This window comes from Winogradskyella sp. (assembly GCF_965656915.1).
GTDB lineage: Bacteria > Bacteroidota > Bacteroidia > Flavobacteriales > Flavobacteriaceae > Winogradskyella.
The window spans coordinates 24,607-49,006 of record NZ_CBFHMI010000006.1 but is presented as its reverse complement, the minus strand read 5'-3'; the positions used below and the strand labels follow the sequence as shown (position 1 = coordinate 49,006).

Annotated in this window: 23 protein-coding genes; 17 read left to right on the top strand and 6 right to left on the bottom strand. The window is 31.0% G+C overall.

Annotated features, from left to right (window positions below; translation table 11 throughout):
• Window positions 1-12: 12 nt before the first annotated feature.
• From ACTG3Y_RS03500 to ACTG3Y_RS03430, 15 genes are all read left to right on the top strand, one after another.
• Window positions 13-726 carry a methyltransferase domain-containing protein gene (locus ACTG3Y_RS03500; RefSeq protein ID WP_439151539.1) on the top strand — a complete coding sequence of 238 codons (714 nt, stop codon included), beginning with the start codon at window positions 13-15 and terminating at the stop codon, window positions 724-726.
• Window positions 689-1,750, top strand: a complete 1,062-nt coding sequence (locus ACTG3Y_RS03495) for a glycosyltransferase family 2 protein (RefSeq protein ID WP_439151538.1) — start codon at window positions 689-691, stop codon at window positions 1,748-1,750. The genes ACTG3Y_RS03500 and ACTG3Y_RS03495 overlap by 38 nt, the downstream gene beginning before the upstream one ends.
• 4 nt (window positions 1,751-1,754) lie before the next feature.
• Entirely contained in the window at window positions 1,755-2,948 is a 1,194-nt protein-coding gene (locus tag ACTG3Y_RS03490) for a glycosyltransferase family 4 protein (protein WP_439151537.1), read from the top strand.
• A 15-nt stretch (window positions 2,949-2,963) separates the two neighbouring features.
• Window positions 2,964-4,361 carry an asparagine synthase-related protein gene (locus ACTG3Y_RS03485; protein WP_439151536.1) on the top strand — a complete coding sequence of 466 codons (1,398 nt, stop codon included), beginning with the start codon at window positions 2,964-2,966 and terminating at the stop codon, window positions 4,359-4,361.
• A complete protein-coding gene (locus ACTG3Y_RS03480) occupies window positions 4,330-5,397 on the top strand; it encodes a glycosyltransferase family 4 protein (RefSeq protein WP_439151570.1) in 1,068 nt (355 codons plus the stop codon). The genes ACTG3Y_RS03485 and ACTG3Y_RS03480 overlap by 32 nt, the downstream gene beginning before the upstream one ends.
• Window positions 5,398-5,411: 14 nt before the next feature.
• Window positions 5,412-6,260: a sulfotransferase domain-containing protein gene (locus ACTG3Y_RS03475; RefSeq protein WP_439151569.1), complete on the top strand. Its 849-nt coding sequence runs from the start codon at window positions 5,412-5,414 to the stop codon at window positions 6,258-6,260.
• Between the two features lie 21 nt (window positions 6,261-6,281).
• A complete protein-coding gene (locus ACTG3Y_RS03470; RefSeq protein ID WP_439151535.1) occupies window positions 6,282-7,460 on the top strand; it encodes a glycosyltransferase family 4 protein in 1,179 nt (392 codons plus the stop codon).
• A gap of 38 nt (window positions 7,461-7,498) precedes the next feature.
• Window positions 7,499-8,563 (top strand): hypothetical protein, encoded by a 1,065-nt coding sequence (locus tag ACTG3Y_RS03465; RefSeq protein ID WP_439151534.1) that lies wholly within the window; start codon window positions 7,499-7,501, stop codon window positions 8,561-8,563.
• Between the two features lie 4 nt (window positions 8,564-8,567).
• Window positions 8,568-9,899 carry a glycosyltransferase family 2 protein gene (locus tag ACTG3Y_RS03460; RefSeq protein ID WP_439151533.1) on the top strand — a complete coding sequence of 444 codons (1,332 nt, stop codon included), beginning with the start codon at window positions 8,568-8,570 and terminating at the stop codon, window positions 9,897-9,899.
• Window positions 9,899-10,975, top strand: a complete 1,077-nt coding sequence (locus tag ACTG3Y_RS03455; protein ID WP_439151532.1) for a glycosyltransferase — start codon at window positions 9,899-9,901, stop codon at window positions 10,973-10,975. The genes ACTG3Y_RS03460 and ACTG3Y_RS03455 overlap by 1 nt, the downstream gene beginning before the upstream one ends.
• A complete protein-coding gene (locus tag ACTG3Y_RS03450; RefSeq protein ID WP_439151531.1) occupies window positions 10,972-12,102 on the top strand; it encodes a glycosyltransferase in 1,131 nt (376 codons plus the stop codon). The genes ACTG3Y_RS03455 and ACTG3Y_RS03450 overlap by 4 nt, the downstream gene beginning before the upstream one ends.
• Before the next feature lie 167 nt (window positions 12,103-12,269).
• Window positions 12,270-13,082, top strand: a complete 813-nt coding sequence (locus tag ACTG3Y_RS03445) for a transglutaminase-like domain-containing protein (RefSeq protein ID WP_439151530.1) — start codon at window positions 12,270-12,272, stop codon at window positions 13,080-13,082.
• Between the two features lie 29 nt (window positions 13,083-13,111).
• Window positions 13,112-14,461: an O-antigen ligase family protein gene (locus ACTG3Y_RS03440; protein ID WP_439151529.1), complete on the top strand. Its 1,350-nt coding sequence runs from the start codon at window positions 13,112-13,114 to the stop codon at window positions 14,459-14,461.
• Entirely contained in the window at window positions 14,421-15,428 is a 1,008-nt protein-coding gene (locus tag ACTG3Y_RS03435) for a glycosyltransferase family 4 protein (protein ID WP_439151528.1), read from the top strand. Before ACTG3Y_RS03440 ends, ACTG3Y_RS03435 begins: the two co-directional genes overlap by 41 nt.
• Before the next feature lie 56 nt (window positions 15,429-15,484).
• Window positions 15,485-16,879, top strand: coding sequence for an exopolysaccharide biosynthesis polyprenyl glycosylphosphotransferase (locus tag ACTG3Y_RS03430; RefSeq protein ID WP_439151527.1), 1,395 nt, complete (start codon window positions 15,485-15,487; stop codon window positions 16,877-16,879).
• A gap of 7 nt (window positions 16,880-16,886) precedes the next feature.
• Here the strand turns inward: ACTG3Y_RS03430 and ACTG3Y_RS03425 are convergent, their stop codons facing one another.
• Window positions 16,887-18,056 carry a lipoprotein N-acyltransferase Lnb domain-containing protein gene (locus ACTG3Y_RS03425; protein WP_439151526.1) on the bottom strand — a complete coding sequence of 390 codons (1,170 nt, stop codon included), beginning with the start codon at window positions 18,054-18,056 and terminating at the stop codon, window positions 16,887-16,889.
• 9 nt (window positions 18,057-18,065) lie between these two features.
• Complete coding sequence (locus tag ACTG3Y_RS03420) at window positions 18,066-19,136, bottom strand: PorV/PorQ family protein (protein ID WP_439151525.1); 1,071 nt, start codon at window positions 19,134-19,136, stop codon at window positions 18,066-18,068.
• Between the two features lie 112 nt (window positions 19,137-19,248).
• Between ACTG3Y_RS03420 and ACTG3Y_RS03415 the strand changes: the two genes are divergently transcribed.
• Both ACTG3Y_RS03415 and ACTG3Y_RS03410 read left to right on the top strand, forming a co-directional pair.
• Entirely contained in the window at window positions 19,249-20,007 is a 759-nt protein-coding gene (locus tag ACTG3Y_RS03415) for a CDP-alcohol phosphatidyltransferase family protein (protein ID WP_439151524.1), read from the top strand.
• 19 nt (window positions 20,008-20,026) lie between these two features.
• Window positions 20,027-20,920, top strand: a complete 894-nt coding sequence (locus tag ACTG3Y_RS03410; RefSeq protein WP_439151523.1) for a DUF808 domain-containing protein — start codon at window positions 20,027-20,029, stop codon at window positions 20,918-20,920.
• Between the two features lie 441 nt (window positions 20,921-21,361).
• Here the strand turns inward: ACTG3Y_RS03410 and lptB are convergent, their stop codons facing one another.
• From lptB to ACTG3Y_RS03390, 4 genes are all read right to left on the bottom strand, one after another.
• The gene (gene lptB, locus ACTG3Y_RS03405) at window positions 21,362-22,102 is read right to left on the bottom strand and encodes an LPS export ABC transporter ATP-binding protein (RefSeq protein WP_439151522.1); all 741 of its coding nucleotides are present in this window, start codon (window positions 22,100-22,102) and stop codon (window positions 21,362-21,364) included.
• A gap of 73 nt (window positions 22,103-22,175) precedes the next feature.
• Window positions 22,176-22,523, bottom strand: coding sequence for a carboxymuconolactone decarboxylase family protein (locus ACTG3Y_RS03400; RefSeq protein ID WP_439151521.1), 348 nt, complete (start codon window positions 22,521-22,523; stop codon window positions 22,176-22,178).
• Between the two features lie 3 nt (window positions 22,524-22,526).
• Window positions 22,527-23,360, bottom strand: coding sequence for a twin-arginine translocase subunit TatC (gene tatC, locus ACTG3Y_RS03395; protein WP_439151520.1), 834 nt, complete (start codon window positions 23,358-23,360; stop codon window positions 22,527-22,529).
• Window positions 23,360-24,325, bottom strand: a complete 966-nt coding sequence (locus ACTG3Y_RS03390; RefSeq protein ID WP_439151519.1) for a KpsF/GutQ family sugar-phosphate isomerase — start codon at window positions 24,323-24,325, stop codon at window positions 23,360-23,362. The genes tatC and ACTG3Y_RS03390 overlap by 1 nt, the downstream gene beginning before the upstream one ends.
• Window positions 24,326-24,400 lie beyond the last annotated feature (75 nt).

Here is a 24,400-nt window from a genome sequence, read left to right as displayed (position 1 = left end):
TAAGTCTCTATTATGGAAATAGAAAGCCAGAAGTCCTTTTATGATGAGTATTGGGATGAAAATAAATTACTCAATAGTCTACAATTGAGAAGGTGTGTAAAAATTCTTGAGTATTTCACTGTTGTAAAACGCAAAAGGAGGCAACCTTTGATCATAGATTTAGGTTCAGGAGATGGAAGGCTGAGTGCTTTTTTAGGACAATTTGGAACTACTGATGCTATTGAATTATCCCAATTCGCAGTTGATAAATCAAATAGATTATATCCAAATGTTAATTACCAACAGGGTGATGTGTTAACTTTTAATTTTAAGAATAACAAATATGATGTCATAGTATCTCAGGAAGTAATAGAGCATATAGAAAACAAAGAGAAGTATATTGATGTGTGTAATAACATATTAAAACCTGATGGATATTTAATACTTACTACACCAAATAAAACTACTTTAGATCATATGACAGATGGTAAAACATGGTCTAATCAGCCTATAGAACTTCCCTTGTCTAAAGCAGAGTTAACTAATTTATTAAAAAAGAATAATTTTAAAATTATTAAATATGAAAGTATAGTGTATAATTTTGGAGATAAGAGCTACTATAAGATAATAAATAATCGATGGTTTGTTGGTGCTTGCAATAAAATAGGTTTGAAAAAATTTAGAGAGACTTTGTTATCTAAATTCGGATTTGGGTTGCATCATTGCATTTTTGCTCAAAAAATATAAAAATTCTGTCACTCTTATGAGAATAGGTCTTGTAATTACCGTTAAGAATGAGGAGCGTATTCTTCGAGAAAACTTACTGTATCATAAAGTAATAGGTATTGAAAAAGCTTTTGTTTATTTTGATGGAACTACAGATGCTAGTTACGAATCAATTAAAGACTTAGATTACGTTGAAAAATCGAATTCAGTAGAAAAGGATATATACCAATCTTTGGTATGCTTAAAGAATTTTATAAATAATTACAAAGAACATCATACAGCTAGACAGTGCTTGAATACCTACGATGCTCTTCAAAAATGTAAAAAACAAAATATTGATTGGCTCATATCTATTGACGCGGATGAGTTAATTATAACTCACAAAACCGAGTGCAGTAACTTGAAAAGCTTCTTTCGTAAAATACCGAAAACTTATGATGTGGTAAACTTTAAGCCTTTTGAGATTTTACAGACCCAACTACATTTTGAAAATGTATTTAAAGAAGCTATCCTTTTTAAGTCTTCGCCTCAGTTGAAAAATAGAATCGATAGGATATATAAAAAGTTACTTAATCCTTTTGAGAATAAATTTCATAAATTTCCATATTGGTATGGACAGCATTTGGGGAAAACCGCAATTAGAGTTAACTCCTCCAAAGAAATTGTTCCAAAAAATGTTCATAGAGTCGTTTATAATGATGGTGATCTAACAAATCAAATTGAGAAAGTTGGAATGCTTCATTACCACATGTACGATTCAGATGATTTTATAAAGAAGTTTAAAAACTTTGAAAAGCACCCCAATACTTTTCTTTCTGGTAACAACATCGAAGGTATAAAAATGTTGTGCCGTGATATTGTAAACTCAGGTTTGTATAGTTCAAAACAATTAGAAGATTATTTTAAAAAATATATTCTTTTTAATGAAAAGGAAATTAATAAGCTCAAAAAGAATAGAAATTTACTTTTTCAAAAAAGAAAGCATGATACAATTACCGTAATAACCAGTGTTAATAAAGTATTTGCCAAAATAACCATAAAATAAGAAATTGAAACCTAAGCTTAAAATAGTAATATTTGATGGTAGTTTTAATACCAGACCTTTTATTAATACTGTCATAAAAAGTTTGAGTAAAAAGCATCAGATATATGTGTTAGGTTTTGATACTAGAATAGATAAAAAAATTAAAGGAGTTAAGTATATAGATCTGGGTACTCAAAGCAATAAATTAAATCTGCTTTGGAGAAGTCTAGTTTTTAGTTTTAGAAATTTGTTTAAAAAAAGTGGATTTTTAGACTATATAAAGTCTTTAAAATTAATAGCTCGAATTGATACTTCAGGTTTAAAACATTTAAATTTTAATCTGGCTTTAAAAAATATTAGGCCCAATATAGTTCATGTGCAATGGATATCGCTATTGCCTTATTGTAAAACTATCCTTAAAGAAAACAGCTATAATGTAGTGCTAAGTCAGCTAGGATATCAATTAAATGTAAGACCATTTGTAAATGCAGAAAATGAAGTTTATCTAAAGACCTTATTTCCAAAAATTAGAGGCTTTCATTCTGTTAGTGAAGCCATAAAAGAAAAAAGTAATGTATTGTATGCATCACCTTCAAAAATAGATAAGGTGATTTATTCAGGTTTTAATTTCAAGGATTTCCCTAGTATTTGTTCATATAAAAAAACAGATAAACTACAATTAATTTCTGTAGGTAGACCACATTGGATTAAAGGTTATGACTACATGATAAAAGCTTGCAAGGATTTAAAAAGAAATGGCGTTAATTTTCATTATACTATAATAGGAGCTAAAGGCAATGAGGAGTTGATATACATGATTAATGATTTTAATCTCCAAGAATATGTTACTATTACAGATTCTGTACCACAGAAAGAAGTTTATCAATTAATGGCTAATTCAGGTTTGCTAGTTTTACCTAGTATAGCAGAAGGAATAGCCAATGTAGTAATTGAAGCAATGGCAATTGGACTTCCGGTTTTAAGTACACGTTGTGGAGGAGTAGTTGAGTTAGTTACAGGTAATGAAACAGGATTTTTAGTACCTATAAGAGATGCGAATGCGCTAAGCAAAAAGATACAAGATTTCGATACGCTATCTTTAGAAAAAATTAATGCGCTTAGAGTGAGAGCTAGAGAAAAAGTAGAGCAAAATCATAATATAACGAAAATGACAGCTGATTTTGAAGATTTATATTATGGAAGTTTAAAACATAAATAATCAGAGTATTTTTTAGTGAAAACCATACAAACAGATATTATTCCTAACTTTCAGACTTTTGCAAAAGTTAAAGGAGACCACGTGTTGAATTACGAAGCAATATGTGTATTTGCCGCAATAGGTTTTTTCTTAGATCAGGATACGTATTATAAAGATGAAGTTTGTTTAAAACCTGCCACAGTTAATACAATTGACGAATCTGGTTATTTGGTAAAAAGTGAACCTTGGTTTCAATGGCATTATTCGCCAAAAGATATCAGTTTCGAGGATACTCTTAATGAGTTTTCTGAACTTTTTGAATCTATCATAGACCAACAAGTAGGAGACAAGAGAGTTATATTACCATTATCTGGAGGATTAGACTCTAGAACACAAGCAGTAGCTTTAAATCATCTGGGCAAGGATGTTGAAGTTTATAGTTATTCTTTTGAAAATGGATACGATGAAGCTAAAATATCCAAGCAAATTGCGGATACTTGCAATTTTCCGTTTAAAGCCTTTAAAATAACTACAGGCTATCTTTGGGATAAGATAGAAGAACTGTCTAAAATAAATGGTTGTTATGCTGAGTTTACCCATGCAAGGCAAATGGCTGTTTTAAATCAGTTGAAAGTTAAAGGTGATGTTTTTTCTTTGGGGCATTGGGGAGATGTATTATTTGATAGCACAACAGATAAACAAATATCAGAGAACGAAGAATTAGAGTTAGTCTTAAAAAAGATTGTAAAAAAAGGAGGGCTAGAATTAGCTTCTCAATTATGGCAGTCTTGGTCGCTAGAAGGCAATTTTGAAGATTATTTAAGAGATAAAATAAAATCATTATTAGATACAATAGTTATTGAAAACTCTAGTGCAAAAATTAGGGCATTTAAATCCTTGTATTGGGCTCCAAGGTGGACTTCCATAAATTTATCTATCTTCAAAAAAACAGCACCTATAACATTGCCATATTATCATAACAAAATATGTGAGTTTATATGCACCATTCCTGAAGACCTTTTAAGAAATAGAAAATTACAGATAGGTTATTTAAAAAAACGAAACCAAGCATTGGCGAAAATTACATGGCAAGAACATAAACCATTTAACCTCTATAATTACCACTTGAATAAAACACCATATAATTTACCATACAGGGTTTTTAGTAAACTAAGCCGAATATTGAATAAAACCACTGGTAAACCCTATGTTCAACGTAATTGGGAACTTCAATTTGTTGGCGAGTCTAATGATACAAATCTTAAGAAATACTTGTTTAATACGGGATTAGATACCTTAGTCCATAAGCCTATTATTAACAATATATATAGAAATTTTATGGATACTAATAAAATTAACTATGCGCATCCTTTAAGTATGCTTTTAACCTTATCTTTATGGCATTCTAACCATAATACATTGGGTAACCATTAGAATATTATATACAATACCAAATTTTAAAACCGCAGGTAGCCAGTATGTTCTGCTTTCGATTGCTGAAGCTTTAATCTCATCTCAAATTAATGTGTATATAGCAGTCGAAAATTTTCCAGAATTAGTTCCTAGTTCCTTTCCTAAGTCAAAAATAATTCATCTTCATTTCTCGGGTAAGACAATAAATGATGCCATATATTTTTCAAAAATATTAAGAAAGTATAATATTGATTTGTTACACTCTTGGGACTATAAATCTAATTTGGTTGAAGCTTTATCCTGTCATCTGGCAGGTATAAAATATTTGTTTACAAAAAAGAATAATGCATGGTCTAGAAGATGGTATTTAAAAGGATTATTAGCACATCATATTGCTTATGATAATCCAGAGATGAAAAATCGATTTTTTAAATCTTGGTTTATTAGTAGAAAGATTAGTTTTATTCCTCATGGAGTTGATTTGAATGTATTTAAACCTCAAGAGCCTAAAATTTCAGTTAAGTTTAAAATTTGTAGTATAGGAAATATAACCTCAAATAAAAATCAAGCTGATATTATTAAGGCTTTACATCAACTACCCGATGATGTTGTATTAGAATTATATGGTCGAGCAGATAAACTATACAAGGTTGAGTTAAATAAACTTATAGATAAATTAGATTTAAACCAAAGGGTTCATTTTAAAGGATTTGTTGAAAATAGCGACGTTCCAAAAGTTTTGTCGGAGCAAGATTTATTTGTGCTGTCTTCTAAACAAGAAGGATTACCAGTGAGTATTCTCGAAGCATTAGCCTGCGGTGTGCCAGTTTTAAGTTCTGACTCAGGTGGTGGCACAATATATATTTTACAAGCTAATAGAGGTGGATATGTATATAAATCTTTAGATGATTTAATTGAGAAAATTAGAGTTCTTAAAGACGATTCTCAGTTGTATAAGCGTTTATCAAAAAGTGCAATTGAAAATGTAAATTCACGTTTTTCCAAGCAATTGGAAATAAGTGCCTACAAAGATTTATATTTGAAACTACTGAATTAGGTTTAGTTTAAACTATTTCGCGTCTGAAAAATTACAATAAACATATTGTTGTAGCTGGATCTGCCAGAAGTGGTACAAGCTGGTTAGCAGAAATAATTGGTCTGCAATTTCGTTATAGAATACTATTTGAACCAGAACACGAGTTTCAAACCGAAAATGGACATTTGATTTGTGATAAGTATATTACAGAATCAAATGAGACACAATATCAGGAAGATTATTTTCATAAGGTTTTTAGTAATCAAATTGATAATGATTGGATTGCACAACTAAGTAATAGAAAATTAAAAATGCATTTATGGCCTATTATACCTAAAAAGTATATTATAAAATTTGTAAGATGTAATTTGAGTTTACCTTTAATCAATAATCAATTTAATATTCCTGTATTTTATATTATCAGAAATCCTTATGATGTTATATTTTCTCAAAACAGGGTAAAATTTCCTTGGTTGTATAATTTGGAACATTTTAGAGGACAGAAATTATTAACTGATTTATTGGCGAGAAATTATGGTTTTCATTGGTCTGAATTAGAGAATTTTACAAAAGTTGAAATTTTGTGCTTAAGGTGGTGCATTGAAAATATTTTTATCCTAGAAAAGGAAGAAGAACTCTCAGAAACATTTAAAATATTACGTTACGAAGACTTAATTTCTGATATAAATATGTATTATAAGTTATGCGATGATTTTGGATTGAAGCCATTAAAAAGTATAAAGAGTATTTACACAAGGCCATCTTCTAAAACACATCCTGAAAGTGAAATAAGAAATAGATTCAAACAGTATAAAAATGAGGAAGATATAGCTAAAATTACTGAAATATTAAGAAAATTTAATCTTACACAATTTATTAGATAACTGTCTTGAAAAAACAGCAAAATGAAAATTGGTTTTGTACTACCTTCTACACCTAATTATTCTGAAACCTTTTTCAACAGTAAAATAAAAGGGCTTCAAAAAAACGGTTTCAATATAGTTTTATTTGTGAGGGAAACCCGAGAAAACTTTAGTTTGTGTAGGGTAGAGAAAATGCCAAAAGTAATCAAGAATAAAGCTTTATTTTTCTTAAAATCGCTATTTGTGTTCACATCATTAGTACCACATTTTAATAAAGTTAATCGATTTTATAAGCTAGAAAAGCTATCCGGTTCTTCTCCAAACCATATCTTAAAGAAGATTTATCTTAATAGTCATATTTTAAAATCTAAAGTCGATATTTTGCATTTTGGTTTTGCAACTCAAGCTATTGGCAGTGAATCTGTTGCTAAGGCAATTGGTGCAAAGATGGCGGTGAGTTTAAGAGGTTTTGATATAAATGTCTATCCGTTAAAGAACTCAAATTGTTATGCAAGATTATGGGAAAACGTTGATAAGGTACATAGTATATCAAAATACTTACTTAATGAGGCGTATAAGTTAGGTTTAAATAATAAAAAGCCTTACCAGATTATTACACCTGCAGTTATTTTTGAGCAAATTAATAATTTGGTTGATTATAAGACTGAGGCCAATAAGCAAATAACAATTTGTACTGTGGCAAGATTAAATTGGATAAAGAATTTATCAGTGGCAATAGAACTCATGTCTGGTTTAGTTAAAGTTTATCCTAATTTGACATATCAGATTATTGGTGGTGGCAATCAAAAAGAAAAGGAACGTTACTTATTCTTAATTGAACAATTAGGATTACAAAAAAATGTTGTTTTAATGGACAAACTATCACATTTCGATGTTTTGTCAAAAATAAAAAATTCAGACATTTACTTACAAACTAGTTATAATGAAGGATTTTGCAATGCTGTATTAGAAGCCCAGGCATTAGGTTGTTTAACAATAGCTTCAGATGTTGGCGGATTAAAAGAGAACATAGAACATAACAAAACGGGTTGGCTGGTTTACCCAATTGAAAAAAATGCTTTTGAGACTAAGATACTTCAAGTACTACAACTCCCAGAATTTGATAAAAATATAATAAAAGAGGCTGCACAAAAACGAGTGAAAGAAAAATTTACTTTAGAGAAACAAGTAAAGGATTTTATTGATTTTTATAAATTTTAAATACCCTTTCGCTATTGTAAGTTTTGTATTTTTAACTCATGAAGCTTTATTACCCTAAAGACCATTACAATTCTAAAAAAAGAGGACATCTTTTTCCCTTATTAAAGCCTTTTATTAAGCCTTCGACGTTTACTGATAAAGAACGAATATCTCATTACGGAGTTTCCGATAAAGATTTTATATTTTACGAGAACATTAATGAGTCTGATTTTGCAATTCTCACTATGTCATGGTGGTATTATAGAATAATGGATGAGCTAAAAATTGCTGCAGATTTTATTAAAAAATCAAATAAACTCAATATACCTGTTCTTGTTTTGCTTTCAGGTGATAACGGTATGGACATCCCTGAGGATTTAAATGTAATCGTTCTAAGAGCGCAAGGCTATGCGTCTAAACTTAATAGTCAGCATTATGCAATGCCAGTTTTTATTAGTGATACTTTAAAAACATATTATAATACTACTAAAATATCTGAACGTTCTTATGAAACAAAACCAGTTATCGGCTTTTGCGGACAAGCTAATAAAAGTAAAGTTGAGGCAGTAAAAGATATCTTAAAAACATCTTTAAAAAATATACTTTATTATCTAAAAGTGAGATGGCAGACTCCACATGCTTTGATGGCTCCAAAATTCCTTAGAGCTACACTCGTTTATAAAATACTTAAGGATAAAAGAGTAAATTCTAACTTCATCATTAGAAAAAAATATAGAGCGGGAATCAACACTAACGATAAAAAGAATACACATAAAACAACTCTGGAATTTTTTGATAATATTTTAAATTCTGATTACGTACTATGTGTGAGAGGAGCTGGTGATTTTTCTGTGAGATTATATGAAACTTTAGCCATGGGTAGGATTCCTATATTTGTGAATACAGATTGTATATTGCCACTCAATAATTCAGTTAATTGGAAAGACCATGTGGTTTGGGTTGAGTATAAGGAAAGAAACCAAATTGTAGAAAAAGTATTGGAATACCATAGTAAACTGAGTGAATTAGAACTTAATAATCAATTTAAAAAAAACAGAGAACTCTGGGAAACTAAGCTGCAATTAAAACCGTACTTTAAAGAACTATTAAATTCAATTAACTAAAGTCTTGCTTTTTCAATTTTTAAAATATATTCAACCAACCAATTACTTTACACACAGTACGGTTAATCATGCATCTATATTTCCCGTTGTAGAATTTCTTGAAGAAGAAATTAAAATTCAGTTACAAGTAGATAAAGATTATCAGAGTAATATAGCTAGAGGCTATGACTTATCCTGGCAAGCCGTTCAATTAGGTTATATTGGAAATGCTAAGACTTATAAAACATTTGAAGAAGTACCTCTAGGTGATGAATATCGTTTTATTAGAAAATACTTCAATTCGGTTTGGGCATTATACATCTTAGTGCTAAGACTCTTTTCATTTAAGAATCCTGTAAAAAATATTGTTTCATATGTCCAAACAAGAAACACGAAACGATCAAATCTTCATTCAAGACCAATAAAGCATCTAGATTGGAAGAGCTTTGAATCTCAATTAATACAGCAACAACCATTAGTCAGTGTTATCATCCCAACACTAAACAGATATAAATATTTAAAAGACGGTTTAAGAGACTTAGTACATCAGGATTACAAAAACTTTGAAGTTATTGTAATTGATCAATCTCAACCTTTTCATCAAGAATTTTATGGTGATTTCAACCTTAACCTAACTGTAAAGTATCAAGAAGAGCTTGCGCTTTGGTCGGCGAGAAATAATGCTATTAAACTTAGTAAAGGCGAATACATTCTCTTATATGATGATGATAGCAGAGTAGAAACAGATTGGATTACAAATCATTTAAAATGTATAGATTATTTTAATGCTGATATTTCATCTGGTGTATCGATTAGTGTAGTAGGTGATAAGGTACCTGAAAATTATAGCTTCTTTAGACGTTCAGATCAGTTAGATACAGGTAATGTGATGTTAAAAAAGTCAATTTTTAAAACTATAGGCTTGTTTGACAGGCAGTTTGAAAAACAACGTATGGGAGATGGTGAGTTTGGATTACGAGCACATGTCAATGGCTTTTTAAATATATCTAATCCTTTCGCTAAAAGACTACATCTAAAAGTAGGTAGTGGTGGCTTAAGAGAAATGGGAAGTTGGGATGGATTTAGACCTAAAAAATGGCTAGACCCCAGACCAATACCGAGCGTATTATATTTATACCGACTATATTTTGGTGATAAAAGAGCTAAATTAGAATTGTTAAAGACAGTACCTAAATCCATAATGCCTTACCGTTATAAAGGCAATAAATTTCTAATGTTCATTGGTGCCGTATTATCAGTTTTTATGTTACCAATTATTTTGTTTCAGGTGAATAAATCCTGGCGATTAGCGACTGATAAAATTGAAGAAGGTCCTTTAATTGAAGCTTTACATTAATGAAGATAATACAAGTCATAGATCAATTAAATGTAGGTGGTGCTGAGCGTGTACTGGTAGATATCTCTAACTTGTTGCATGAACATGGACATGATGTAACTGTACTTTGCTTACTTGACGAATCAGTTTTAGATACCCAATTAAATAAGCAAATCCCAATTATTTATTTAAGACGAAAAAACAAGTTTAATCCTATATACATAATAAGATTATATAAAGTACTTAAGCAATTTAACGTCATCCACATTCACCTACGTCAAGTTTTAAGATATGTATCGTTATTATTTTATGTTACACAGATTGGCAAGAAGAAAGTTGTTTTATTTCATGATCATTATGGTAAAATAAATGAAGATAAGAGCATATCTGAGAGTCTAAGAAAAGCTATAAAGAAGTGCACAGGCTATATTGGTGTGAGTGAACAGCTGAAGGACTGGGCAGTATCTAATGATTTAAATCCTAATGTTCTTAAATTAAGTAATATAGTTAGAACTAGTTTAAAAAATGAAAAGATTAACTTGTCATTAAATACCGTAAATATAGTTTCTGTTGGAAATTTTAGACCACAGAAAAATTATGAATTCCTGATTGAACTTATTAAAGTGTTACCTCACAGTTATAGGTTTACCATTTACGGTCAAATCGTTGATACTGACTACTACAATAAAGTTATAGCTCTAATTGATAATAATAATATCGCTGATAGAGTTTCAGTAGTAACAAATTGTAATTCTGTTCACTCTAAATTATTGCAATATCATCTGGCAATACATTGTGCTGATTCAGAAACAGGACCATTGGTTGCTATTGAATATATGAGTAAGAATTTACCCTTCATTACCTATAATACTGGCGAAGTAGCAAAACAAGTAAAAACAGTCTTTCCTGAATTTATTCAAAATGACTTTATTGTTAATTCTTGGATTGATAGTATAAATGACATTGTCCTTAAAAGAGATATCTATGTGAATCAATTAAGTAAATTCTATGAAGAAAATTATTCAGAAGAAAATTACCTCAAACAGTGTTTGTCAATTTATGAGTCGTTGCTAAATTCAAAAAATAAAATGAGTTGAAATTAACCATCATATCACATACAGAGCATTACAAACTGCGAGATGGAACTATAGTGGGTTGGGGACCGACGATTACAGAAATTAATCATCTCGCAGAGATTTTTGAAGAAATCCATCATATCGCTATGTTTTATGATGAAGAAGCACCAAAGAGTTCATTGCCTTACACTAATGATAATATAAAACTTGTACCAATTAAGCCTACTGGTGGTGAAAGCATTTTGGCTAAATTAAATGTTTTGTTTTCTGCTCCTCGAGTTATAAGAATAGTTAATAAAACATTAGCAAAAACGGACTGCTTTCAATTAAGAGCACCGACAGGAATTGGGGTTTTTCTAATTCCCTACCTCACATTGTTTTCAAAAAAGAAAGGGTGGTTTAAATATGCTGGTAATTGGAAACAAAATCCAGCACCATCAGGATATGCCATACAACGGTTTTTATTAAAAAGACAGAAAAGAAGTGTAACCATAAATGGGGCTTGGGAAAATCAAAAAGAGCATTGTTTAAGTTTTGAAAATCCGTGTTTAGTTGATAAAGATATCTTGGAAGGTGTGGATATTGTAACTAGTAAACATAAAGAGGAAACATTAAATTTCTGTTACGTAGGCAGATTAGAAAAGGAAAAAGGGGTAGAACGGATCATAAATGCCTTTAATAAATTACCAGACGATATTAGAACCAAAGTTGGTGAAATCCATTTAGTTGGTGATGGGGTAGACGTGGGCTATTTTAAACAAATAAGTGAAAAGCAAGGATTAAATTTTATTTTTCATGGTTTTCTTCCTACTGAAAAGGTATTTGAAATATATAAGCAATCTCATTATTTTCTAATGCCTACAACAGCGTCTGAAGGGTTTCCAAAGGTAATTGCGGAAGCCATGAATTTCGGTTGTGCACCTATAGTTTCAGCTATATCTTCAATTGGGCAGTATGTAAAGGATGGCGAAAATGGTTTTTTAATTAATCCAGTAACTGAAGCAAATGTGATGGCTATGATAACTAAAGCCATAAAATTGCCTCAAAAAGAATACAAACAAATACTAATTAATAATCAAGAAATTGTTAAAAAATTCACCTATGATTATTACCTCCATCGAATAAATGAACTAATTAAACAGGGTTAGTTTTCATACCATAAAATGGTATTCGCATATTAGTTCTTTATACTTCATCGACTAAAAATTGTTGTTTACTAAATTAAAAAGTACGTTAGTCTATGAAATTAGGTGAAGTTTACCAAATTTATTTATATTTAACTCGCTATTAAACATTTACAATTTACTCATTGAAATTGAGAAAACTTTCCTGGATTTTAAGAAGACACTCTTTTTTGTATTATGCAAGATTCAGGTTGCTTTCCCATAACTCTACAAAAGATGAGGTAGATAAAGAAACCTATAATTTTTACAATCCAAAAACTGAAATCCCACAGATTTATTTCGAGGTCAATAAAAAGATATTTGAAGGTTTAGACCCTAAAACTGATCTAGAAAAAGCAAAACATATTTCTAGCTGGTTAAGAAAAAATATTAAAGGAGGATCTGGATTAAGTTTACCTTCAGATATAGCGTTATCCGACATGTTAGAAGGAAAAGGTGGTGTGTGTAGTGATCTATCTCAGGTGTATAATAACTTCTGTGTTATTAACGATTTACTAGTAAAAGAATGGGGAATAACCGTTATTCCTTTTGATAAGAAATATGGAGGTCATGCAGCGAATGAAATATTTTCAAAAGAATTAAACAAATGGATTTTAATAGATGTTTCTCGATGTATTACCTTTTACACTTTTAGTAAAGATAAGCCACTTTCAGCACTTGAGGTTTTTTATTTAGATGAAGGGCTAAAATATGATGCTTTTTTTGAAAATGTTGGTGATGATACGCAAATTCAGAATTATTACTTTAATAAATATGCGACACCCTTCTTAATTTCAAAATATAAGAACAAAACTTATGATAAATACTTAAAATTCTTTCCGTCTAAAACCCCAATTTTTTTAGTACACTTTTATATTTTTCTAATTGGAAAGAGTTATAAATATAAATTTCCATTACATGATTATAGAAAGATGTTTAAATCCAGAAAATCTGCATTATCTTAGAGCAGAATAGGATTAAATATCATTTCTAATTGAATTTAGACAGTAAATACATTTTTTGGGTTTTAGTCCATGTTGCAATTGCATTCTTAATCTTCGCTTTTAAACCTTTGGCTAAGGTTTATTTTAATGTAGCTATGATTTATTTTATTGCCTACATTGTTGTTGCTCCAAAATCTATGAAAACACAAGCCATAATGAACGCTTGTGCTTATTTTGTAGGTGCCGAGGTGCTTTTTAGAATGACAAAGGGTGGAATAGCGTACGAAGCCTCAAAATATTTAATTATACTATTTGTACTCATGGGAATGTTCTTTAAAGGTGTTAAAGGACAAGGCTATCCATACTTTTTGTATCTTATTTTATTGGTTCCGGCAATTTTCACAGCATCAATAAATTTAAGATTCGATGCTAACTTCAGGACAAATTTAGCATTCGTTTTAAGTGGACCAGTCTGTTTAGGCTTAGCGTCTTTATTTTTTTATGATAGATCAGTAAAAAACAAAGAGCTTATACAAATGCTCAACTACCTGTCATTGCCAATAGTTAGTATAACCTTTTATTTGTTTTTTTATAACCCAAGTGTGAAAGAAACAATTACAAACACGGCATCGAATTTTAGTTCGTCGGGTGGTTTTGGGCCAAATCAAGTTGCAACAATTCTGGGATTAGGGATGTTTGCATTTACGGTTAGGTTACTACTAAAATCACCAAATATTGGATTGAAACTTTTTAATATAGTCTTATTAATTCTAATTTCTTACCGTGCATTAGTTACTTTTAGTAGAGGTGGTGTCTTAGCTGCTATAATAACTATTCTTGCATTTGTTATAATTGTATACGCTAGAGCCAGACCACATCTAAAGAATAAATTAATTGGCTCAACGGCATTATTTATTACAGCATTGATTATAACATGGGTAATCAGTTCTACAACTACAATGGGACTTATTGATAAGCGTTATGCAAATCAGGATTCATTAGGTAGAGAGAAAGAAGATTTAACGACTGGTAGAGTAGAACTGCTGATGAATGAGCTAGATGGCTTTATTGAAAACCCCTTTTTGGGAATTGGCGCAAGTAACACAAAATACAGACGAGATAATGGAGAGATGATTGTGTCTCACAATGAGATTAGTAGAACACTTTCTGAACATGGCTTTTTAGGTATAGTTGTTTTACTGATACTTATTTTCACGCCATTATCATATAGGGCTAAAAACAAAAAAAATATTTATTTCTATGCGTTTTTAGCATTTTGGTTTCTTACAATTAATCACTCAGCTATGCGCCTTGCTGGTCCTGCATTTTTTTATGCTTTGGCGCTAATCAATATTAAAAATGAAAAACGTCCTTTATATAGGAAACGCCTTATCAAATAGTGGTAAAACTATCACGACTATTGAAACATTGAGTGCGCACTTAAAGGAAGTTTGTGCAATCAAAGTAGCATCAAATAAGTCTAATAAAGTTTTTAGACTTTTTGATATGATGAAATTAGTCTTTTCAAATAAGTCAAAGGCAGACTATGTGTTAATAGATACTTACAGCACTACTAACTTCTATTTTGCACTAATTATAAGTCAACTGTGCAGGCTTTTTAAGTTGAAATATATACCAATCTTGCATGGAGGAAATCTAGAAAATAGGCTTAAAAGCAATCCAAAATTAAGTCGTGTTATTTTTAAAAATGCCTATCAACTGGTCGCTCCCTCAAAGTTTTTAGCAACAATTTTTCAATCACATGGTTACAAAACTATTATACATATACCTAATTCTATCGATATGTATAATTACAAGTTCGCAAACCGCAAAATTGATAAAATTAAATTACTTTGGGTGAGATCATTTTCTTCAATTTATAATCCAGAATTGGCGATAGAAGTGCTCAAAAAATTAAAAGATCAAGGTTTAAAGTCTGAGTTAACAATGATTGGACCTGAAATAGATGGTTCTTTAGCTCTTACAAAACAGAAAGCTCAACAATATAATTTAGAAGTAAAATTCACTGGTAAGTTGTCAAAGAGACAGTGGATTGAAACGGCAAAAGACTTCAATATTTTTATTAATACTACCAATTTTGATAATACTCCTGTTAGCATTATTGAAGCAATGGCGTTAGGATTACCTATTGTATCTACTAATGCTGGTGGTCTACCTTATTTAATTTCAGATCTAGAGGATGGATTGTTAGTGCCTGTGAATAATGCAAGCGCCATGGTAGATGCAATAAAACTCATAGCAGCTAATGAAACTTTGCGTCAAAAACTAATTCGTAATGCAAGACAAAAAGCAGAATCATTTGATTGGAATATGGTAAAAGCAAAATGGATTTCGCTTTTGTCCTAATAAGAATTTTATAATCATTTAGACTTTTTATCTTTACGGTATAGTTTATCTGACAAATGGAGCATAAAAAAGGAATACATTTTGAAGTTTCCGAACGTAAGATTCTTCTTAGAATCATGGATTTAGTCATGGTTCTCATAGGTATTTATCTTTTAGGCTTGTTTTTTGACTTCGACTATGTAGTTATAAATTCAGAAAATAGTGTCGCAGTTGTTCTACTTGCTGCTTATATAACGACTTTTGGAACTATTTTCGAGCTATACGATTTACAAAAAGCCAGTAAGTTAGACACTACATTCAGTAATATTGTTATTACCGCATCAACCGTAGTACTGTTTTATCTTTTAACTCCTGTTCTATCTCCTTATTTGCCAGAAGAACGTATGCAAATAGTGTATTTGTATGTCGTAATAATTATCTCAATTTTAATATGGCGAATATTATACCTCAACCTTGTTGAATCGCCAAGATTTTACAAACGTGTTTTATTAGTTGGTGAGATTTCTAATATAGATGGATTAGTTAAAGCCTTAGATGCGTCAGATCCTAATTATAAAATTGTAGGATTTATTAATAGTGAGGCTACTACCACAGAATCTATAAAATTTAAAGGCTTAAAGGAGTTTGCTGCAAAAGATTTTTTAGAGATTATTCAAAGAGAGAGAATATCTGAAGTTTTAGTTGCTAGTTCTAGTACTGAAGCCATTATTGCAGAAGTCTACCATGATTTAATGTTATTGTTAGAACGGGGTTTCAAGATTAGAGAATATACGCAAGTCTATGAAGAATTGCTTCATAAAGTACCAATTCAATTTGTTGGTAAAGACTTTTACAAATACTTTCCTTTTAGTAGAAGCAATGAAAATAAATTATACATATTTTTTCACCGTGCTTTTGATATTGGTTTTGCAATAATTGGCTTAATTAGTGGACTTTTTCTATTACCATTTATATTAATAGGAAATGTTATAGGTAACAAAGGGTCGCTAATTTACACACAAGAACGTGTGGGAAGAAATAGTAAATCGTTTAGAATAATAAAGCTTAGAACCATGGTCGTAAATGCAGAAGAGGATGGTGTTAAATGGGCTAAAATAGATGATAAAAGAATTACGGCTTTTGGTATGTTCTTAAGAAGAACACGTATCGATGAAATTCCTCAATTCTATAATGTTTTAAAAGGCGAAATGAGTATCATTGGCCCTAGACCAGAGCGTCCATTTTTTGTGAATGAATTATCTTGTATTATTCCATTTTACGAAACACGTCATATTATTAAACCAGGATTAACAGGTTGGGCACAAGTAAATACCAGATATGGGTCTTCAATAGACGATAGCCTTACCAAGCTACAATACGATCTCTACTACATAAAACATAGAAGTATATTCTTAGATTTTAGTATTTCTATAAAAACCTTAAGTACAATTCTATACTACCGAGGACAATAAGTTAGGACTATGCTTTTTGAAAATGTTGCAGAAGAAAAAAGTATCTGATTATTAAAGCAACAAGAACTGGTATCAAGGCAATTGCAAAGACTTGTACGCCTATTAACCAGTGTAGTGTCATAAGTATTAGCATAAGTAATGAAAACTTTATATAAGCCCTAAACCATTTTTTAATATCCTTTTTAAATAATTGACTAATCATAAATAAATTAAGAGGAAAAGCCCATAGCATATTGTAATTATATCCTGTCGCTGTATGATCGGTTGCAAACCATAATAAAAATACAATTACTCCAATAAGTCCGGTAACGACAAAAAGTATAGTGTCTAACCACTTAGTTCTGGACTTTGATTTAAAATCTTTATAGGTAATATATATAATTAATGCTGCAAACAACAACATGATAAAAAGTGGACTGAGTAAAAAATTTAGTTCTGACCGCTTTTTCTTCTGCTGATAAATTGTTGTGGACTTATTTACAAGATTTTTAGAGTCTTTGACCTTGGCATTTTCAAAGAATAAGTGGATGTATTCTGGTAAAAACATATGCTCATAAGCTGTAGCTTCTCTATCTATAATAGAGCCTAATGCTAAGTCTATACCGAAACTTCCCCAAGTGTTTAAACCAACATGATCATGAATGAGCTCTCTAAAACTTTTAGGTTTAAAATCTTCTGGTGTAGTAAAGGTTATATTATTTTTTGATGCAATTTCTGCAACGTCTCTTATTCTAGTGGCACAATTGTCGTAGAAAAAATCATAAAGATATTTCCTGTTTTCTGGTTTATAATTGTTTAATAAATAGTCGTAAAGACGTTGCCTTTCAGTAGCAGTTAGGTTTAATCTTTGTTCTTTAATCGTTCTATCATACTTAATGTAAAATCTGTAAAAATCAGAAAAGTTATTTTTACTAATGAGATAGTTCAATTTTCCTTGTGCAAACTTTAAATAGAAATTTGGAGCATCAAAGTCGTATTCACCATAACCAAAAACAACATCAAGACCTCTTTGGCTATCTTTTATCCTAAAAGCATTGTGACCAAAAGCATCATTTAAAGATTCACCAGGACCTACCGTTAGTACTGATACTTCGGCATTTGGTGATAATGGAAATTGTTGTGAATATCCTATCATCCCAATAAAAAAGATTAAGAAAGAATATAGTTTTAGTTCCATTAACAAAATCTATCTAAAGACGCTAAAGTCTATTTTTAATGAAAATACGTTTGAATAGAGTGCGGCACTCTGATCGCCTATATCTGTGAACGCGTAATCAATTTGTATACCTTTATATTTAAAACCAACACCAAAGTTAGGTTGAAATGTAAGATCTTCAGAGTTATCTAGTTGTCGTTCCGATTGAAAGTTACCAACACCACCTCTTAGAAACACCAAATCGGTATAACCAAATTCAAATCCTAAAGCAGGATTAATACTTGCAAAAGAACTTGAAAAAACATCATTATTTTCTGCAAATCGTACATTTAAGTTAGCCGCGGCTAGTAATGAATAATCATAATTAAAAATCCATTTTTTTGATGCTCCTAGTTGTAATTTCGGAATTGTAATTTCGGTTGTTTCTGGTAATTCTTGATTCTGTCCATCTACTGCACCACTAATATTTTCGAACTTTTCTTCATTGATAGACCATGCATTATAAGTCGTAGAAATATCTCTTGCCATTAACCCAAATTTCCAATTTGTCTTGGATTCAAACTGAATACCAGCATCAAGACCAAAACCCCAAGACGAGGCAAAATCGCCTATGATTCGTCTAATCACTTTTCCATTCACACCAATATTTAATCCGTCTAAAGGAAGTTTTCTGGCATAAGAAAATGTGAGACCATAATCTGCTGTAGAGAACGTACTAATTCTATCGTAGTTAATATTGCCCTGATCGTCGATTAACTGTGTAGTATCTAAAATATCATCTACACCAAACCTAATAAGTGAAATTCCAACAGCGCTTCTATCATCTAAAGGCATCGCAAACGCTATGTAATTGTAGTTGGCAATGTTGGCAAAGTAACTAGAATGCATTAATGCTAATTGGCTGTCTTCAAGATGCACTAAGCCTGCCGGATTCCAATACCCGGAATTCACATCAGATGTTTGTGACACTACAGCATTGCTCATGCCTAATGAAGCAGCGTCAACACCAATATTCATAAATTCGTTAGAATACTTTCTTGTGGTTTGAGCCGAAGCAAATAGCGTAGCGAGCGTTAAGAGAATTACATAGTAATTTTTCAACAGCAAAATTTTTTACAAAGATGCACAATATTTTTCTATCTATTTAACTTGAAAAGTAGGTTCTTATTGTTTTAGACTCAAATACTTTTATATTTTTACGTAAATTAAATTTATGGGTATAAAACGTCATATTCCAAACCTTGTAACACTATTCAATTTATTTTCTGGATGTATTGCAGTGATTTTTGCGGTTTATGGCAATTTTGTTGCAGCTGCAATATTTGTGTTTATTGGAATTTTCTTTGATTTTTTCGATGGCCTTTTAGCTCGAAAATTAAACGTTCAAAGTCCACTAGGAATACAGTTAGATTCTTTGGCAGATTTAGTGACAAGTGGTGTAGTGCCTGGAATAATTATGTTTAAATTAATATCCTTAACTATTGATGCGCCTGATTTTGCATCTTATACAGAAAGCTGGAATTCCGTAATGCATTGGAAAGGTTTTAAACTTTCTGTACTTCCTTTAATTGGGTTGCTTATTCCATTAGCATCAGCATATCGCTTAGCAAGATTTAATTTAGATGAAGATCAACAAACCTATTTTAAAGGTTTGCCTGTACCTGCAAATACCCTATTAATATTAGCATTTCCGCTTATTCTTGAGTATCAGAATAACGACATTATGAATTCTATTATTATAAATAAATGGTTTTTAACTGAGTTGACTTTATTAAGTTGTTATTTGTTGAATTCTAATATTAAGTTATTCGCCTTAAAGTTTAAAGACTGGAGTTTTAAAAACAATGGAACACGTTACATATTTTTAATATTGAGCTTAGTAGCGCTCATTGTCTTACAATTTGCGGCTATACCACTTATAGTTGGACTTTATATAATTCTGTCATTATTAGATAGAAAAAATATTCACTAATTAAGAATCATAAACAAAAATGGCATCAGGTTTTTTTGCATTACTAGATGATATTGCTGCACTTATGGATGATGTAGCTACAATGACCAAAGTGTCTACTCAAAAAACAGCAGGTATTTTAGGAGATGATTTGGCTGTAAATGCAGAAAAGGCATCAGGTTTTAGCCCATCAAGAGAGCTTCCGGTTCTTTGGGCAATTTCAAAAGGATCGTTAGTAAATAAAATAATTATTTTGCCATTAGCATTTCTCATGAGTGCTTTTGTCCCTAAACTGGTTATTGTAGTTTTAGTGCTAGGTGGACTTTATTTGGCGTATGAAGGAGCAGAGAAAATTTATGAATTCTTATTGCATCGAAATGAAGAAAAAGTTGTGGCTGCACAATTAGATATTTCTAAGGAAGAATTGCTGAACATTGAAAAGTCTAAAATAAAAGCTGCAATTATAACAGACTTTATTCTTTCTGTAGAAATTGTGATTATTGCATTAGGAGCGGTTGTAAACGAAACTTTAACTACTCAAATCATTGTCGTCTCTATTGTTGCATTAATTGCAACAGTTGGTGTTTATGGTATTGTAGCACTCATTGTACGTATGGATGATATTGGTCTTAAACTTATTCAAAAAAGCAATTCTAAATCAGGCTTTGTATATAATTTTGGTGTCGGTTTAACAAAAGCACTACCATGGATTATTAAATCCTTATCCGTCATTGGTACCTTGGCACTTTTACTCGTTGCAGGCGGTATTTTTGTTCATAATATTGAACACCTACATCATGTGTTAGAAGTACTTCCAGAAATATTGAGAGACTTTATAATAGGTCTTGCGGTAGGTGTCGTTTGTTTGCTGGTTGTTAAAGTAGTAAAATTGCTAATACCAAAGAAAAAAGCGAAAAGTGAACCTAATGCATAGGTGCTTAGAGAACTTGCTTATTTTTCTACTTCAGGTATTTGCTTTTTTAATTAGTGAAGCTATTGTGCAAGACTATTATCAAAAAAATAAATAAACAAGATATAGTAGACTCAAACAATAATACTTGTAATTATGAAAACAATAAATACTAAGTTTTTTATAATAGTATTCTTTTTTCTTTTTTTAACTGAATTTACGATTGGATTAATTGACGTTTTTTTATCACAATCAAACTCAGATTTATCAATCTTGACTTCAAGATTAATGTTTATTTTTAGTTTGCCAATTAGTATATTTAGTAGAGATTTACCATTTTATGCAAGTTCCGGTACTATTTCTGCAATTACATTTTTTATAATTAATCTTTTAATACAAACCATTATTATTTTCAGTTCAATTTGGCTATATAAAAAAATCAGATACAATTCTAAAAGATAATACCTAAAACAACAACTTCTTCTTACGCAGTTCAAAGTTTTGACCCAAATAAACTTTACGAACCATTTCATCACTAGCCAATTCTTCAGGAATACCAGCTTTTAAAATACCACCTTCAAACATTAGATAAGTACGGTCTGTAATAGCTAAAGTTTCTTGTACGTTATGGTCGGTAATGAGAATACCGATATTCTTTTTAGTCAATTTAGCGATAATACGTTGTATATCTTCCACCGCAACTGGGTCTACACCAGCAAATGGTTCATCTAATAAAATGAAATTTGGATCTGTAGCTAGCGCACGTGCAATTTCTGTTCGTCGTCTTTCACCACCAGACAATAAATCACCACGATTGGTTCTAATATGGCCCAGACCAAATTCCTCAATAAGAGATTCCATTTTTTCGTGTTGTTCTTTTTTACTCAACTTTGTGAGTTGTAGCACACTCAAAATATTATCTTCTATACTCAATTTTCTAAATACTGAAGCCTCTTGAGCAAGGTAACCAATACCATTTTGTGCACGTTTGTACATTGGGTATTTGGTAATATTAGTATCATCTAAATAAATATTACCACCATTAGGTTTAATGATACCTACAATCATATAAAATGAAGTGGTTTTACCAGCTCCGTTTGGGCCAAGTAATCCTACGATCTCTCCTTGATTAACCTCTAAAGAGACATCTTTTACCACTTTACGTCCGCTGTAGGACTTCATTAAATGTTCTGCTCGTAGTTTCATATCGTCACTAACAACGCTAAAAATAACAAAATCATATAGATTCAGTTGGCATTAGCAATCATTTATTAAAAGTTTAACCTTGTTGCTCCAGTGCTTCCCAATACTCATGGGCACGACGTAAATGCGGAATTACAATAGTTCCACCAATAAGCGTGGCAATACCTAAAGCTTCGCTAACTTCGGCTTTAGATAAGCCTTCTTTATAGGAAGATTCTAAATGATATTTTACACAATCATCGCAACGCAATACCGTCGAAGCCACTAATCCTAGTAACTCTTTAGTTTTTTTATCGAGTGCACCTTCTTGAAAGGCATTAGTATCCAGATTAAAAATGCGTTTGACTATCTTATTATTATCAGCTAAAATTTTATCATTCATTTTAGCACGATAATCATTAAATTCTTTGACGAGATCAGACATATGTTAAGTAGACTTTAATTTTGAATTTTTCCTTTTATCTCTTCTCACAACTACTGCTGAAATATAAATACTCACTTGGTATAACAGTAGAATAGGAATAGCAACTATGACCTGACTTGCAATATCAGGCGGTGTAATTATTGCCGCTAAGATTAAAACAATAACTAGCGCAAATTTTCTATACTTTCTTAAGAATTGAGGTGTTACTAAGCCAGCTTTTGTTAAAAAGAAAATAACTATCGGAAGTTCAAATACAAAGCCCGATGCTATTGCAGAGGATCTTATTATGGCTATAACAGAACTCAGATCAAATTCATTAGAAATTTTATCACTAACATTATAGTTAGCTAAAAAGTTAATCGATAAAGGCGTAACAATATAATATCCAAACAATACACCAATAAAAAACAAGATTGATGCAATAATTATAAATCCTCTTGAATTCTTACGTTCTCTAGATTTTAATCCTGGACTAATAAAACTCCATAACTGATAAAGCACATATGGAAAGCCAATTACAAATCCTGCATAAATTGATGTCCAGATATGCGCAGAAAATTGACCTGCTACAGTTCTGTTTTGAATAGTGAATGGAAATTCATCAGCACAGAATGTAGTGTCATTAATGCCGATAAGTTGCGACATTTTACATAGACCTTCATAAGTTGGAAAGCTCATATTTGTTGGTCCAAAAATAATCACGTCAAAAATGAAGTTCTTAAAAACAAAAGCTATTATCGCGGCAAATAATACACCTAAAGTTGCCCTTATTAAATGCCACCTTAAATCTTCGAGATGATCTAAAAAAGACATCTCATCAATTTTCTTTTTTGCCATTATATAATGCCTTCTTTTATTAAATCGTGAAGATGAACTACACCAGCATAATTACCATTTTGCTCAACAAGTAATTGAGAAATTCCAAATTCTTCCATTACTTCTTTAGCATCTACAGCCATAGCATCTTCTTGAATACGTCTTGGATTGGTACTCATAATATCTTTGGCTTTCAGTCGAGTAATGTCATCGCTTTTACTCAACATTCGTCTTAGATCACCATCTGTAATAATCCCAACAATCTTATTGTTATCTAGGACAGCCGTGACTCCAAGCATTTTTTCTGTAATCTCTACAATCACCTCTTTTAATGACGCTTCTAATCCTACTTGTGGTTTTAAATTTTGAGATGAAAGGTCATTAACCCTTAGATAAAGTCGTTTTCCTAAGGCTCCACCTGGATGATATTTAGCAAAATCCTTACTCGAGAACCCTCTTAGTTCTAATAAGCAAACCGCTAAAGCATCTCCCATAACCAGCTGCGCTGTTGTACTTGTGGTAGGTGCAAGATTATTGGGGCAAGCTTCCTGTTCTATATAGGCATTCAACACATAATTTGCTTGTTGACCTAAAAAGGAATCTTTATTTCCTGTAATAGCAATCATTTTGTTTTTTGCATGCTTTATAAGAGGTACCAAAACCTTTATTTCTGGAGTATTACCACTTTTAGAAATACAAATCACTACATCATCTTCTAGAATTAGTCCTAAATCACCATGAATCGCATCTGCGGCATGCATAAAAATTGCTGGTGTCCCAGTAGAATTTAAAGTCGCGACTATTTTATTAGCAATAATGGCACTTTTACCAATACCTGTAATAATAACGCGTCCTTTAGAATTATAAATCAATTCTACGGCTTCAGCAAAATCATTTGTAAGTAATTCCGACAGGTTGGCTATGGCTTTGCTCTCAAGTTTAATTGTGCTTTTAGCAGTGCTTAAAATGGATTGCGTCGTGTTCAAAATTAATTTTTTTTGAGTTTTCTAGGTCTAAAGAAATTGTTATCTTTAAACTTATTACAAATGTATATAAAATAC